This window comes from Halomonas sp. YLB-10 (assembly GCF_003856855.1).
Classification (GTDB): domain Bacteria; phylum Pseudomonadota; class Gammaproteobacteria; order Pseudomonadales; family Halomonadaceae; genus Halomonas; species Halomonas litopenaei.
In genome coordinates this window covers 1-16,155 of sequence record NZ_RRCU01000004.1, presented here as the reverse complement: position 1 = coordinate 16,155, position 16,155 = coordinate 1, and the positions used below count along the sequence as shown (strand labels likewise).

7 protein-coding genes are annotated in these 16,155 nt (G+C 61.1%); 2 read left to right on the top strand and 5 right to left on the bottom strand.

The window, feature by feature from the left end; genetic code table 11:
• Positions 1-78 precede the first annotated feature (78 nt).
• Entirely contained in the window at positions 79-9,783 is a 9,705-nt protein-coding gene (locus EBB56_RS10005; RefSeq protein ID WP_124804264.1) for an immunoglobulin-like domain-containing protein, read from the bottom strand.
• Between the two features lie 967 nt (positions 9,784-10,750).
• Positions 10,751-11,191, bottom strand: coding sequence for a hemerythrin domain-containing protein (locus EBB56_RS10000; protein WP_124804262.1), 441 nt, complete (start codon positions 11,189-11,191; stop codon positions 10,751-10,753).
• Positions 11,192-11,804: 613 nt separating this feature from the next.
• Between EBB56_RS10000 and EBB56_RS09995 the strand changes: the two genes are divergently transcribed.
• Positions 11,805-12,884, top strand: a complete 1,080-nt coding sequence (locus EBB56_RS09995; protein WP_148091671.1) for a cytochrome c — start codon at positions 11,805-11,807, stop codon at positions 12,882-12,884.
• Here EBB56_RS09995 and EBB56_RS09990 read toward each other — a convergent pair.
• The 3 genes from EBB56_RS09990 to EBB56_RS09980 all read right to left on the bottom strand — a co-directional run bounded on the left by EBB56_RS09990 (position 12,871) and on the right by EBB56_RS09980 (position 15,837).
• Entirely contained in the window at positions 12,871-13,359 is a 489-nt protein-coding gene (locus tag EBB56_RS09990; RefSeq protein ID WP_108132572.1) for a DUF2938 family protein, read from the bottom strand. The genes EBB56_RS09995 and EBB56_RS09990 overlap by 14 nt on opposite strands.
• Positions 13,360-13,527: 168 nt before the next feature.
• Positions 13,528-14,706, bottom strand: a complete 1,179-nt coding sequence (locus EBB56_RS09985; RefSeq protein ID WP_124804258.1) for a PLP-dependent aspartate aminotransferase family protein — start codon at positions 14,704-14,706, stop codon at positions 13,528-13,530.
• A 252-nt stretch (positions 14,707-14,958) separates the two neighbouring features.
• Positions 14,959-15,837: an MBL fold metallo-hydrolase gene (locus EBB56_RS09980; protein ID WP_124804256.1), complete on the bottom strand. Its 879-nt coding sequence runs from the start codon at positions 15,835-15,837 to the stop codon at positions 14,959-14,961.
• A 169-nt stretch (positions 15,838-16,006) separates the two neighbouring features.
• Here EBB56_RS09980 and EBB56_RS22270 point away from each other — a divergent pair.
• Positions 16,007-16,155 (top strand): helix-turn-helix domain-containing protein (locus tag EBB56_RS22270; protein WP_148091670.1); only part of this gene is annotated, 149 nt, incomplete at its 3' end.

Sequence of the window (16,155 nt, the reverse complement as noted above, 5' to 3'; positions counted from 1 at the left end):
CGAGCCAGCGATTCACGCTAGCCATGCGGCAACGGGGGACCGTGCCCCCCGTTGCCACCTGCCGGGCAAGTCGGCAAATCAGATGTCCACGTCGATACCATCCTGGATCTTGAGCACGGCGTTGCCGTTTCCATCGTAGACGTTGTAGGTGATGCCATCTTCCTGCACCTGATTGCCGGTGGCGGACCATTCATCGGCTCTCAAGGAGACCCTGTCTCCGGCGTCACCACGCACAAACAGCTCATCACCACTGGTCATGTCGAGCACATCCTGTGCACTCAAGGTAACGTCATGGTCCTGGCCCTCCCCCATCAGGTCCAGTGTCTCGATATTGCGCACCTTGCCGGGATCGATGTCCTCGCCAAAGCGCAACTCGACCACATCGTCACCACCGAGACCGTTGATCGCCTTGCCGCTGTAGAGCAGCGTATCGTCACCGGTCGTCGGCTCCACTGCGCGGATATCGAGATCCACCTGGCCTTCATAAGGCGGGTCGAGGGTATCCTGACCGTCCACGGTGGCCAGGCTGAAGTCCAGGGTGACATTGCCATCGGTCGCCTTCTGCACCAGCGTCAGCGCATTCAGTTGGTCGATTGAGATGTCATCGATCACATAGGTATCGGTTCCGGCGTCGTAGGTCCAGTCCAGAAGATTGTCGCCACTGAAGAAGCTGGCGTGCTCCCCCAGCCCCTTGAGGGTCAACGTCACCTGTTCGGAACCGTCTCGATCCAGCACCGAGGCGTTGAGGTTGAGCGGAATTCTGTCGCCCTCATCGCCGAAGCTCAGCAACGGATCGGCCTCGATCGGATCGGCCACGGCGTCCACCAACACCGAGAACGCCTCGTCACCGATGTAACGTTCGCCATCACGGCCGGCGATGGCTGTCACCGAGAGGCTATCGGCGCCACTGAGGTCTCCGCTCCAGTCACGTGGAGGGATCAGGCCGACGTAGGCAGGCAAACTCCCGTCAGGCTTGAGAATCGACCAGCTGCCCTTGCCTACGTTCTCCGCCAGGGTCGCGGAAGCCGCGTCGGCACCCGTCATCACCAGCCAGCCGTTAGGCAGGCCATCGATCAGCACCGCTTCCAGGGTCTGGGAGGGGTCGAGCAAATCAACCTCGAGACCGCTGACATCGATCAGGCTGTCCTCCTCGCCCCGGATGTCGTTGACCGACACTTCCGGCGGCGGCGGCGGTACCTCGACGCTGGCCTGGTCCTGATCGGCTTCCCGATTGGTCGCGTCGGTTTCCTGGGTGGAGCCTTCGGCGACAAGCGAGACGTCTCCCCAGACCCCCACCGCCGGACGGTAGGTCAGATTGACCGTGTCTCCGACTGCGACGCCGTCGATGACATAGCGACCATCTGATCCTGGCGTCAGCGCCTGGCCGTTGTAGAACAGGGTACCGCCTTGCACGGCACCACCATCGGCATCGGTTGCTCCACTCTCGTCGAGGGTCAGAACCAGTTGGCCGTCCACCAGCGTAACGTCTGGGCTGTCGGCAGGGCTGGTGACGCCGACCTCGAAGTCAACATCACGACCATTGTCGGCCAGCTCGCCCGATACGCTGACCTCGGGGGTATCCGTCACCGGAGTAACCGGAGGATCCACGGTGACAGAATGTGAGTTTTCCTTGCCACTGGATGAGCGGGTGGTCAGGGTGGCGTCGAAGGTGAAATCTTCGCCATTGTCATTCCAGTTGGCCGGTGGCGTCACGCTGATCGACGCCATCAGGTCATCCAATGCGGCCTGACCACCGCCGTCGGTACTGGCGTACCACACCGATTGGCCGTTGACCGTGGTCTCCTCCATGCCCGTGACCACGGTCCCCGGCGGCAGATTGCTGAGGGTGATGGAACTGGCACCATCGTTCCCTGCGATCTGGGCATCGATCAGCTGCGACAGCGGAGACGCCGAGTCCTCGGTCATGGCAGCACTGGAGTCGTTGTCCCAGCGCTCGATATCGGAGGCATCCTCCCCGTCGTTGTCATCGCCACTGCCGCTCAGCGTCCAGCTTGCGCTGGCGCTCTGCTCCAGGGTGTTGCCCCCGGCGTCCTGGGTCACCGCGGTGATAGTGATGGAGTGGTTGTTGATATCGTTCAGTTGCCCCCCTTCCCCCAGGACAAAGACGAAAGAGTGCTGCTGCGGAATGGGGCCGTCGAAACTCTGGGGCGGGTCCAACTCGATTCGCCACTGGCGGCCGCCGCTGTCACCGGCCACCACGCCGATATATTCGGCCCCTTCCACACTGACGCCCTCCGGCACACCATCGATCAGGAAATAGCGGAGCGACTCACTGCCGTCCTCGTCGGGCTGGTTGCCTGCGTCGGCGTCGGCGGACTGATCGACCGCGACATTGACCTGAACGCGATCACCGGTCCCGGCATTGACGTCATTGCCGGTGATGCTGACACCACCACCCGAGAGGTTGACGATGCTGGTGATATCGATGGTCGGCGTGTCGGTGACGGCATCGATGACTACCTGATGAATGGCATCCCTGGGTGCCGACGTCACGTCATCCACCTGACCTTCGTAGCCGGCGTTCGGTGTGTCGGTCACCTGGTAGCGCAGCGCCAGTTCGGCGCTACCCGCACCGAAGTTGGCATCCCCCTTGGCGTAGAGACGCTCCCAGGCGCCATTGGTCAGCTTGTACTCGCCGCCCTCCAGAGTGACATCCGGGTCTGTGGCCGCCGCCTGGGCGAGCGTGGTGCTCGTGGAATTGCCGACGTAGATGGTAAATGGCGCCTGGAGCACATCAGCGGCGTCGATCCACACCGTCTCGAGCATCTCGTTGGTGTCGCCATTCTGTGTTACCAGACTGAAATCGAGCTTGCCCAGGGTATCCTCGACAAGACGCGAATCGGTCTCGATCACCCCTTCGGGACTCGGCGTCACTTCGAACGAGACCTGATGCTGGTCCCCATCGCGTGAATCGCCATCATCTTCGGTCACCACCGGGGTGACACTGAAGTCGACACGACCGCTGAAGTTGTCAGGGGTGGTGATGCGCACGTCGGCAAGCTCTCTGGTGACCCAGACCCGCTCGTCGCCCTCGGCATCCTCAGGACTGATCAGCACCGCACCGGCCACGGCGAAGCCTTCGTCCAACCCGCTGATGCGGTAGGCCAGTGATTCAGAGTCATCACGATCACCACTTTGCACCGTGACAAGATCGCTCAATCGTACCTCGGTCACGCCATCGTCCAGCGCCTGCTCCACGTAGGACTCGACGCTGGTGGTCACCTCGGGAGCGTCTGCGACTCCCTTGACCTTGACCAGGATATCGCGTGCTTCACCGGTGAACTCGCTGGTGACGCCACCGAAGGTGTCCACGCTGACAGGTGTTGCCTTGATGGAAAAATCTTCGTTGCTGTCCGGTGGAGGTGTAATGGTGAGAGGCACACTGGCATCGAAGTTGTCGATGATATAGTTGCCATTGCCGTCATCGGCCACCTGCTGACCATTGTAGTGAAGCACCGCCCCATCCGGCAGATCGGACAGGGTCATGCGATAGACCTCGTTGGGATCATCGCTCTGGGGCCGAAGTTCAAGCGCCACCGCCGTGTCTTCATCGGTCTGGGCCACCGGCTCGTAGCCCAGGGACACACGATCCGCTACTGGTTCCTGGACGCGGATGCCGGTCAACAGCGCCTCGCCGGACACCGCAGTGTCCACGTTGCCCTCTCCATCGGTATCCACCGTCTTCGCTTGCACGCGGATCTGGAAGGTGCCCTTGCGATTGGTCGGCGGGCGAAACTCCACGCTGGAAAGATGCTGGACCGGAATTTCTACCGGGGTCCCGTCGTAGGACTTTTCTACCCACTGACCAGCTTCATCGAGATAGCGGAAGCTGGCACCGATCATGTCTCCGGCCTGACCATCCAGCTGCTCCGGCGTCAGTCGGGCGAAGGTCTTCTCCGAACCATCGCTGTCCTGATTCGACCAATCGTCCTTCAAGTCGAAATCATCATTGGTCAGCTTGAACCACTCGTCCTCGGCGACACCGTCGCTGGCGCCATAGGTATGCCCACCGGTCATGGTGAGATCGGCCTTGCCATCGCCATCGCTGTCGCTGACGCCGCTGGCGGCAATGACCTCCGCCTTGGGCGCGACCTTGGGCGAGTAGGTCACCTCCTTGACCTCCTCATCGCTGACAGTAGCGCCATCGATGGTGGCCGTATCGGTGATCCCGACCTTGAGCGTGAGGCTTGGGTCATCGCTCTCGTGGGCCGGCCCGGTCAGGCTGTAGTTCTTGAAGGCACCGCTATCCACGTCACTCTTGGGTACGCTGAACCCGTCGCTGCCGTTGCCGGTGTGCACCAGGTTGCCGTCGGCGTTGCGGATCTCCCAGCCATCGGGTACCACGGCGATCTCGATCGAGGTGATCGTCTCGCTGGTCGCACCACCACCGTCGTCATCCCCGACCTTGAGCGAGGCGAGAAACTTGAAGGCCTCATCTTCAGTACCGCGCGCGCTGACGGAAGGCTTATCCACCACTGGAGTCACATCGATGTCCAGAGTGACTTTGTCTTCCTTCCAGACGCCGGTCGGCGAGGGACCATCGGCGTCGCCATCCCGCGCTCTCAAGGTTACCGAGACTCCCTTGATTTCACCGCTGAAGTCATCCGGCGGCGTAATGGTGATCTTGGGGAAGTCGGTAGTCGAAGCACTCAGCCCACCGGCGGGTACCCGCACCTGGCCACTGGCGCCAACGACTCGCGCCAGGTTGTCGTTGATGGTCACCACAGTGCCTTCGGGCAATCCCTCGAGCAACAGTTCACGATACTCGCTGCCGTCCAGATCCTCGAAAGACGCCTTCAGCGTCTCGCTCAGGTTGAAGGCAGCATCTTCCTGAGTGGTGAAGGCACGCTCTTTCGTGTTGTCATCGAAGGTCAGGGTCACCGGATCGGTGACCGCCTGGACCGTCACCGGGATCTTGGTGCTCCGGGTGGCGCTTGGGATACCGCTCAAGGGCTCGCCGTTGGCGTCGACCTCGTAGCTAGGGACCTTGAACAACAACGTGAAGTTGGTGCCATCGTGAGCATTGGGCGTCACCTTCAAGCCTTCGAACTCGGCACGGGTCATCACCAGATCGACGTCCTCGTCGTCCAGCGTCGTGAGGTGGGGGCCATCGGACAGCTTGATGGTCAACCTACTCTTGCCAAAGGTGTCGATAACGCTACCGTCGGCCTTCAGCAGCTTGGCTCCAGAGGGAAGCCCGGACACGGTAATGGCCCCCAGCAGTTCGGGGTTGTCCCCTGCTGCCCCCATGTTCTGATCGGTGGTGTCGGTAGGCGATGGTGCGGCAAGACCAAGCGCCACCGATACATCTTCGTCGGTCGCCGCCGATGATGACGGAAGATCCGGCTTGTCAGCCACGGGGGTGACGGTCACATCGACGTCGACCGAATAGGTGGTGCCGCCCTCTGTGTAGGTATAGGTAAAGGCATCGGCGCCACTGTAGTTGCCGTCGGGCTTGTAGGTGAGTCTGCCGTCGGCACCGATGGTGACACTGCCATACTCCGGCGCGTCGCTGATCGCCAGGGTATCTTCGGTAGCGTTGGCGGGGGTGGAGAAGGTCTTCTTGCCATCTTCCTTCAAGGTGATGCTCTGAGACTCCTGCGCCGGGTCATCGACCACGGTCACCTGGAAGTCGTCTTCATCGATATCGCCGTCGCTGTCGATCACCTCGAACGGTAGCGTCAGCACGATATTGCCGTTGCTATCGACCACCGAGGTCACGTGATCCAGCGGGCCCTCCAGGGTGAAGCGGTAGCTGGCATCGTTGCTACCGGCATCGAGCACGCTGATGGTAAATACCGTTTCGCCGTCTGCACGGGCGGTCAAGGTGTGCCCATCACTGGAAAGCGAATAGCCGATCGCCTGATTCTCGGAGGTCAGCCCAAGCTGATTCAGGGTCGCCACGGTATCAGCGGTGAACCGGGTATCGATGCTGTCCTGACCTTTGTTGACATCAAGATCACCGCTCACCGAGCGTTTGCTGGTGTTCGGCTCGGAGCCAGATGCCAAATACCGTTCGTCGAGGCGTCCATCGGTCGGATCACCGATGCTCGGTTCGGTGTCTTTGACCAACACCGGCTGCTGCGCGGTGTTCGACCGAGAGCCGTCTGCATCAATCAGCACATAGCTGAAATCGTCGCGCAGCGTATCGCCGCTGTCATTACCCTGCGGGCGTGGATGGGCGGCGCTGGCGACAGGCGTATAGCTCCAGTTTCCATCACTTGCAACGGTCAGGCTGCCGTAGCGAGTCTCCACAGTCACACTGCCGCCGTCGGAAATGCTGCGGGCGGTCGTGGCACCGCTGCGATCGATAAAGGTGATGCTCTCGACCCGGGCCCCATCGGCGCCCAGGGTGTCGTTGACCAACAGGTTGGTGCCGCTTGTACGCGCGTCGCCCTCGGTGGTGGTCTGCAGAGAGTCGCTGGTGGCAGAGGGACCGTCGTCGCGGATCAGGATATCCAGATTATCCTGACGGCTGTCACCGGAGTCATCGGTCACCTTGACCGCTAGCGAATCCACCACCGAACCACTGGCGTGATTTGCTGGTTTCGTCAACGTATAGGTGTAGGACAGTTCATCGGCAACCGCGTCGTACCCTGTGATCGACAAGGTTCCGTAGGCCATGTCGATAGAGATCGGCTGGCTGGCGCTCGCTGCCTGAAGCTCTGCCAGGGACTTGCTGATGGAACCGAATGCAACACTGGCCACCTCGTCGACTCCGCCCGAGCCGACGGCGATGACTCCCGACACCACATCGCTATCGTCAGCCAGCGAGCCTGATTCGAGGCCGGCTTCGCTGACGCTGGCGTCTCCTGCCACAGTGGGACCGTTGTCATCGGGGATCGTCAGTTCGGGGACATCGCTATGGACGATGACCGTCTTGTCGCCCCCGGCAACCAGCTTCTCGTAGTTACCCCCCGTCAAGGTATCGATGCCAATGGTCCAGGAAGCGGTATCATCGGCGCTTTCGCCTGGCCCCAGATTCTGGTCCTGATCGGGAGCACGCAACGTCACCTGGGCACTGGTGGCGCCCTCGGCGATGACCACTTTGGTGCCATCGTCGAGCGTAATCGTCAGAGGGCCGCCTTGGGGTGGTTCCTCGACGGTCAGTGTGACGCTGACCGCCTGTCCTTCATCCGCATCGTCAGGCGCACTCAGGGAGACCACCACTTCATCGATGGTGTCATTCACCTGAGTGCTGACCGTGGCGGAGTCGACCTCGAGCTTCTCCAGTGTGCCAATACCGCTGGCCGGCTGGCCATCAGGCTCCACTTCCTTCGCCTCACGGATCGAGTTGACCACCTGGCCGGGATCGACGTAGACATCATCTGATGGCGCGGCCACCGTGACCGAGGCGCTGGTCTGACCCGCCGGTACAGTCAGCGACTCGCCGTTGGCCAAGGTCACAGCGATCGCCTTGTCGGCGCTACGGGGCTGGCCCTGAGGGTCCTGCAACTCCACCGTGTAGGTGATCGCGCCACCTTCCTTCACCTCAGGAGTGGCCTTGAGCACCAGTCGAGTAATGTCGTTGTCGTCCACCATCAGGGTAGTGACGCCATCGCCAAGATCGACCTGGTCGTAGCCGGTGGGCGTGGCCGACTCGATGGAGAAACCCCGGCTCGTCTCCCCCTGATTCACATGCTCATCGGGTCGGCTCGCCACCTGAATACTGGCACTGCGCTCGCCCTCGACGATGGTGATGGTATTTCCGTCTTCGAGCGTCACCACCACATCGCGATCGGCCACATTGTCCATGGTCGCGGTTACGGTAATGAACTCACCCTCGACGACCGTGCTGCTGGCGCTCAATTCGATGCTCAGCGCTACCGGCTTGCGATCCAAGGCGTCGTCTGAGTTGCCCGCCGGATCGGTGACCCGAGCATTTGCCTGAACGTGGGTCTGACCGGCCACCACCGGCACTTCGACGTCGAGCCCATCGCTCAGGTCCTGGGCGGTGACGCTACGCTCGAGCAGCACGTTGCCTTGACCATCGGTCACCCTCAGGGTGTCGCCCACTTCGGTGCCGGCACCCAGGTTCACCCGCGCGGTAACACTGTCGTCGTTGCCGATCTCGCTCTGCTGGTAGGCACCATCATCACCGGCCCCGATCAGTGAGATCGTCACGCTCGGCGGCTGGTCGTCGATGGGCTTGGTGTCGTCGTCGCTGTCGCTGTTGCCGGCGGGATCGGTGACGGTGGCGGTGACGCTCACGCTTTCGTCACCCGTGGCGACAGGCACCTCGACGTCGAGCCCATCGCTCAAGTCCTGGGCGGTGACGCTACGCTCGAGCAGCACATTGCCTTGACTATCGGTCACCCTCAGGGTGTCGCCCACTTCGGTGCCCGCGCCCAGGGTCACCCTGGCAGTAACACTACCGTCGTCGCCGATCTCGGCCAGGTTATAGACACCATCGCTTCCGGCGCCGGACAGATTGACCTCCACCGTCGGCGGCTGGTCGTCGATCGGCTTGGTATCGTCGTCGCTGTCGCTGTTGCCGGCAGGATCGGTGACGGTGGCAGTGACGCTCACGCTTTCGTCGCCCTTGGTGACCGGCACCTCGACGTCGAGCCCATCGCTCAGGTCCTGGGCGGTGACGCTGCGCTCGAGCAGCACATTGCCTTGACCATCGGTCACCCTCAGGGTGTCGCCCACTTCGGTGCCCGCGCCCAGGGTCACCCTGGCAGTAACACTGTCGTCGTCGCCGATCTCGGCCAGGTTATAGACACCATCGTCACCGGCGCCGGACAGATTGACCTCCACCGTCGGCGGCTGGTCGTCGATCGGCTTGGTATCGTCGTCGCTGTCGCTGTTGCCGGCAGGATCGGTGACGGTGGCGGTGACACTCACGCTTTCGTCGCCCTTGGTGACCGGCACCTCGACGTCGAGCCCATCGCTCAAGTCCCGGGCGGTGAGGCTGCGCTCGAGCAGCACGTTACCTTGACCATCGGTCACCCTCAGGGTGTCGCCTACTTCGGTGCCCGAACCCAGGGTCACCCTGGCAGTGACACTGCCGTCGTCGCCGATCTCGGCCAGGTTGTAGACGCCATCATCACCGGCGCCGGCCAGATTGACCTCCACCGTCGGCGGCTGGTCGTCGATCGGTTTGGTGTCGTCGTCGCTGTCGCTGTTGCCATCGGCGTCGGTCACGGTCGCCTGGACACTGACACTGTCATCGCCGGGCGCAACAGGCACTTCCAGATCGACGCCTTCCGTTAGATCAGTCACCGTGACCGGGCGATCCAGCAGTACACTGCCATCGGCGGCAACCACCACCAGGCGATCACCGACCTCCGTATCGTCACCAAGAATCACTCTGGCGGTGACGCTGCCATCATCGCCGATTTCCGCCAGAGAAAAGATGCCGTCGGCTCCCGCGCCCAACAGTTCGACGCTCACGCTGAGCGCATCATCCAGCAAGGCACCATCATCATCGTCGATGGGGTCACCGTCACGCACTTCAATGCCCACCTCATCCGCCAGTGGGAAATTGAATGCTAGCGGATCCACGTTTTCGACGATGCGCAAAAGGCGTACGAAACCGTGTCCTTCATTACCGCTCCCTCCAGCCGATGAGCTACTACCCGCCTGGGGAGGATTCTCCTCGAGTTCAGCCAGCAGCTCATTCAGGGTTTCGTCACCGATCTCCTCTCCCGGACGACTGAAATCCCCTTCACCGAGGGGCGTGTCATCATCGGGCCCGCGGTAAAAATCGCCCGAATCGGATGGCGAAGGGCTCTCACTCAGCAGTCGAGAAACGAGCACGCCATCCGTCGTCATCAGGTTCAGTCTAAGGGCTGGGTCTCCTTCGAGTACCAAGGTGGCGGCTTGGGGAGCCGAAACAACAGCATCGGTAGATAGGCTTTCGCCTACTCTCAGCAGACGCAGTTGACCGGAGTCATCACGAATCCAGACCTCCCCTTCCATGTCGAGAATTCTAACCCGTGAATTCATAGCACCAAGCCCCCGTCGTAGATCGATTATCATTGTCACTGGCCAGTCACCCAGGCTCCTGGACCGAATCCTCGGAAGGAATGCAAACCGACGTATCGCAACCGGTGAACAAGGAGGGAGACCACATTGATCAGCGCCTTAACACCGGTAAGATGCATCCAAGAAACCTTGCCCGAGTTATAGCACTTTGGAACATTTTGTTACATTGTTAGCTAAAACACGTCTCAAGAATGCACGAAACTGCATATTAAGTAACACTCACGCCTCTGCGTGACACCATGCTTCTCGATTCCAGAAACCACTATATAAAACACTTTATATTATTATTCTAGATATTAAGGTATTATATTTATCACTATTAAAGTACGTTTCTCATCATTCTTTTTTACTAATCATTTCAGGCGGGCCGACCTGGCCAGGCTGCACCCACCTCTGCCTTGTGGCATAGAGCGCTGGATATTCGGCGAAGCTACGGAGGTAGCACCGTTGAAGGCATTCGCTGGGTGGAGCGCTGGAAACCTGGTCCGCCGGGGCGCCACTCCGACACGCCCGGTCCTAGGCGCTGTCCGAAAAGTCGACGAGCGAAGGTTAGACAAGGCAAAAATCGGTGAGACAGCGCAGTTTACGGGGTGTAAATGAGCATGTTGATCCGATTTTTAACGCCGTATTACCGAGCGCAGGCACTTTTCAGACAAGTCCTAGAGTCCTGTCACACGACAAAGGGCGCCGGAGTTTCCTCCGGCGCCCTTTATGCAAGCGGCTTGGAAAGCGTCTGCCTTCAGCCGGCTTCCCGATCCTGCATGTCCTGCAGGTACTCTTCGGCGAGGTTGGCCTTGGTGGCATCGTCAAAGGCGCGTCCGGCGAGCTGGAACACCTCCTGCTCTTCCTCGTCGAGGTGATGAGTGACCAGATGCTGCAGCTTCTTGGCGCTGGCAAGCCAGCCCGGTGAACTGTAGTCGGTCGTCTCAAGCGCCTCGATCAGCTCATCGATCTCGTGGTGCTCGGCCACGCTGTGCCGCGCCTTCTCCTGGGTCATGTCATGCTCCATCATCGGCATGTACAGCGCCCGCTCTTCTGCGCCAGCGTGGTTCTCGAGCTCCTCCTTGACGCGTTTGAACAGCTCATCACGCCCGTTACTGTCGCCTTCGGTCTCCACCAGCAGTTCCAGCAGGCGGCGCTGCTTGTCGTGGCTCTCACGCAGGGCTTCAAAGATGGTCACGGATCTCTTCCTCCTTGTCGAAGCGAAGCCAGGATCGCGCCGTCGACGGCGTCTGTTCCATGGCGATGTCACGGCTCTTCCATATACCAAACTTGTACAAGGATGGTTATATTGTTCAAGATCCGCAACCCGAAGCCTACGATCGCCTAAGTCTACCGAGTCTTTTGCCCAATTCTGCTCCACTCCTGCTGGGCTTTACTCCCAGGCCAGACGGCTACGGGAAGAAAGCTTGCTCAGGGAACCCGCGGGAGCGCTTTGCGAACGCTTGAGGACGCTAGCCGGTCGGGCTCGTCCAGGAGACGCCAGGTAGCGACCGCCAGCATTGGGACGGACGTCATTTTCGGGCGGACCCAATTGGCAAATTCTTGTTCGGTACGTGCCAAATCGGGCGGCTTCGGGAACACCTCGAGTCGCACCGACAGGTTGTCGGTTAGCATCCGACAGAGGCTACGTCGACTGACTACAAACTCGGCCGTCGGCCGCCCTGAGTCGGCAATTCCGGCTACAGTGTGTGGGCACCAAGGAGCCGGGGGGTGGACGATGGTAGCTTGCCCAGTCACTCGGAAGCTGCGTTACTGTACATGGACACGCAATAGCGGGAGGACACCCTGCCTTGAGAGCCAGCATTCGACTTGCCGTCATGGCCTCATGCATCGTGCTTTCCGCCCGAGCCGCCGACTCCCCTCCTCTGACGTCAGGACAGACCCTCTACCAGCAGGGAACCCACGGCGAGTCGCCTCATACCTCCTGTGCAAGCTGCCACGGTGTCGATGGCCTGGGGATCGATGGCACTGCACCTGCTGTCCATTGGACGGCATTGACCAGCGAAGACCACCAGCCTGGCTATGATCGAACGAGTCTGCTGAAGGCACTGAGTCAGGGCATCGCTCCCGATCAACGCCGACTGTCTGCGCAGATGCCACGTTACGCGCTGGACGACGACGTTCTGGACTCGCTGATCGACCACCTGCAACAGCTCTCGGCGGCGACGGACACCGGCATCGAACCCACACGAGTGCTGGTGGGCATCTCCGGAAATTCGGACCTGGATATCGGCTTCAGCGCGGCCATTGCTGCCTTCAATAGCCAGGGCGGCGCTTTTGGTCGACGTATCGAGGTGACGACGCGGCCTGACGTGTTGACGACCCTGACCGAGATCGACGACCGGCTGGAAGAGCGCTTGCAGACGGCCTGCCTGGTGGCCGCCGTCAGGGAAGTGCGCAATACCAGCGCACAGCGCGTGGGCCTGCTCGGCCGCCATGGCGATGAATTTCGCTTTCGGCTGATGACCATGAGTCTTCCGCTCTCGGCGGCAGCCGATGTGACCCTGGTCGCCAGCGACAATATTGTCGACGAACTGGAAAATGGTGAACTGCTGGACACCCCCAGAACCCTGGTCGGTTGTCTGGATCATCTCGGCGAACACGCCGCTGCCCTGGCAGAAGCCGGCCATGAGGTTATCCTCGCCATACCGCACCAGGACGCCCTGAGCTGGGCCGCCCTCCACGATCAGGGGCCCGAAGCCCTGCGCGGCTACGCCCTTGGCGCCCTGCTCGGAGAAGCCCTGGCTGCAGCGGGGGCCGATCTGACACCGGAGCGATTGAACAAGGCACTCGAGAGCATTGCTCTGACGGCCCAGACCGTCTATCTGGAACCTCGCTTCACCCCGAGGTATCTGCTCAGCCCGCCGTGATCAGACGCGCCGCCAGATACATGCCCAGGGCAAAGACGATATGGCCCACTACGTTGTTCATGCGGGCGAGGCTCGGGTTGGGAGCGCCCGAGCAGGCAACCCCCACTCCCATGCCAGGCTGCAGGATGAACCAGCCCGCGCCTACCGTTACCAGGCCCACGATCAAGGCCGGGCCAAAGGTCGGTGCCAACGCCCAGCCATCTCCCCACACCAACAACAGCGCCAAGGCAAAGCTCACGCCCACGACGTAGTGCATGATCCAGCCGATGGCGAGCTCCCCGCCGATCGCAGGCGAGGAAGCGATCCCCTGGCGATGGACCAGTCTCCCCTTGGGCAAGCCCGAAAACCAGCGGCCGACCAGATGCCAGGGTGGCAGTGGTTGCCCTATCGACTTGTTCAACAGCCAATTCCACAGATCCAGCAGCGCCGTCCCGCCGACACCGATCACCAGGGCAAGACCAAGCGTATCGAACATCCCTTTCTCCTGACACTGGACTCCATCAATCGCCCTGGAGCCGAAGGCATAAGCGCCCATCACACGATCGGCGTCACCACCGACGTGCGCAGGCCAAGCTGAAAAATACAGGCAAGACGATCGCCGTGCCGAGATAGCATCGACCTGCCCCGCCTTCTTCATGCTGCTTCAAGCAAGCCTCAGCGCCTGATCGAGATCCTCGAGCAGGTCTTCCACGTCCTCGAGCCCTATCGACAATCTCAACATGCTGTCCGAAATACCTCTGCGCTGGCGTTCCTCGTCGCTCAAGTCCACGTGGGTGGTCGTGCGGGGCTGAGTCACCAGACTTTCGGCGCCACCCAGGCTTGGTGCCAGGGCAAACCAGCGAAGCGATTCCGCGATCTTCTCCGTCAACGAAAGGTCCGCCTCCAGCTCGAGCGTCAACATGCCCCCGAACCCACGCATCTGCCGCCTAGCCACCTCGTGCCCGGGGTGACTCGTCAGACCAGGATAGTGGACACGACGTACTGCCGCATGCGATTGCAGCGCTTCGGCGATCGTCTGCGCCGAACGGTTGTGCTGCGCCACTCGAACCGACAGGGTCTTGAGGCTTCGCGACAACAATGACGCTGTCTGCGGCGATGGTGCACTGCCCAGAGACTGACGCCACCAATCGATAGGCTCCAGCAACGCACGAGTGCCCATCACCGCCCCTGCGGTGAGATCACTGTGCCCTCCCAGATATTTGGTGGCACTGTGCACCACCAGATCGGCGCCGAGTGGCAGCGGCAGCTGGTTGACCGGCGTGGCAAAGGTATTGTCCACCACCACCAGTGCGCCATGGGCGTGCGCCTGCCTCGCCAGCTTTTCGATATCGGTGATGGCAAGCATCGGGTTGCTCGGTGTCTCCACGAAGACCAGTCCAACGCCCTCGCGTAGCCTCCGCTCGAGAGCGTCGCCTTCATCGCCCAACACCAGGTCGACGGGATAACCGAGGCTTGGCAACCCCTTCGCCATCAGCCCCAGAGTGCCACCGTAGATCTCACCGTAGCCCACCACCCCTTTTTTGCCGTGGGCCAGCAGCAAGGCGCTGATGGCCCCCATCCCTGCACTGAAACTTAGGGCGGCCTCGGCCCCCTCCAGTCCTGCCAACACATCCTCGAGGGCGTACAACGTCGGATTCATGCCATAGCGCGAATAGAATCCTCCACGCTTCTTCCCTTCTCCGACCTCTCGCAGAGAGGCCGTATCATCGAAGGCGAAGGTCGTGGTGTCGTAGATCGACATATGGGGACTGCCGAAGGGATCACGCTGTTGCTGGCCATGGATGGTGCGCGTCGCCAGTCCGTAGCGGTCGAGACGGGGCATGCTGCCTCCTTTGTGAGCTTGCAAGCCAATCACCGCCTGACCAACCTAGCGTGAAAGCAGACACTTCACCAGAAACGCATGCCCAAGCGCCCGAGCTAGATAACGACGTCGATATCGAAGTCGCTATCGAAAGGGCAAGGCCCGAGGAACCATCACTGGATGATATTCACCGGACCCTATCGGCAAGCGCCCGCCGCAGAGATATTCATGGACTCCGCTCTCGGAGGCCGTTCTCAGCAGCCATTACGGCGCTTAAAAGGCGTTCACCGGGATCTTGAGGTAGCGACGACCGTTGGACTCTGCCTTGGGCAAACGTCCTCCAAGGATATTCACCTGGAGTGACGGCAGCATCAGCGCAGGCATCGGCAAGTCCTGGTCGCGTCCATTGCGCATGGCGATGTAGCCGGCCTCGTGCTGACCCTGGAGATGGATGTTGTCACGGCGCTGCTCAGCCACCGTGCTCTCCCACCGGGGCTCTCGGCCTCCAGGGCGATAGTCGTGCCCGGTAAATATGCGGGTATCTTCCGGCAAGGCAAGCAGGTCCTGTATCGACTGCCACAATGCCTGAGCGTCGCCACCGGGAAAGTCTGCCCGGGCCGTGCCGAAGTCAGGCTGAAACAGGGTGTCGTGGACGAAGGCAGCATCACCGACGCGGTAGGTCACCGACGCCAGGGTATGCCCGGGAGAGAACATCACTTCGACCTCGAGACTACCGATGGAGAAGCGATCCCCCTCGGCCCACAGCCTGTCCCACTGACTACCGTCGCAGGCCAGCTCCGGCCAATGATAGATATCCTTCCACAGCGCCTGTACCTCGGTGATCTTCTGCCCAATCGCCGTCGGCGCCCCCGTCTGCTGCTTGAGATACTGCGCCGCCGACAGATGATCGGCATGGGGATGGGTATCCAGCACCCACTCCACTTCGAGGCCGTGCTCCTTCACGTAGCCAAGCAGTTCATCCGCGCTGGCGGTGGACGTCGCACCGGAGGCCGCATCGAAATCAAGCACCGGATCGATGATGGCACACCGTCTGGTATCGGGGTCCGTGACCACGTACTGGACGCTCGATGTCGCGGTATCGAAGAACCCCGTCACCTGTGGCCGTCCCTCGGAATGACGAATTCGTTGCATCTGGCACCTCCTTCGCTCTGTGTACGATGAATATGCCATTTCGATCTTTCTTTAGCACCTTTGTTCCATCCAGAGCAGCATTCCGCATGGGAAGCAGAAACGAAAGAAGCCCAACTCGGTGGTCTCAATGAGCAAGTGCAACACCTGATCGATCAGGTACGCTATCGCTATGACTCATTGCTACCACCACCTTACTGCTGAAGAACGTGCCACCATCATGCTGATGCGTGAAGGTCACTCGATACGCTCCATCGCCAAGTTCCTTGGGAGAGCTGCCAGCACGATTTCTCGAGAACTGGCTCGGCATGCGGTACCTTC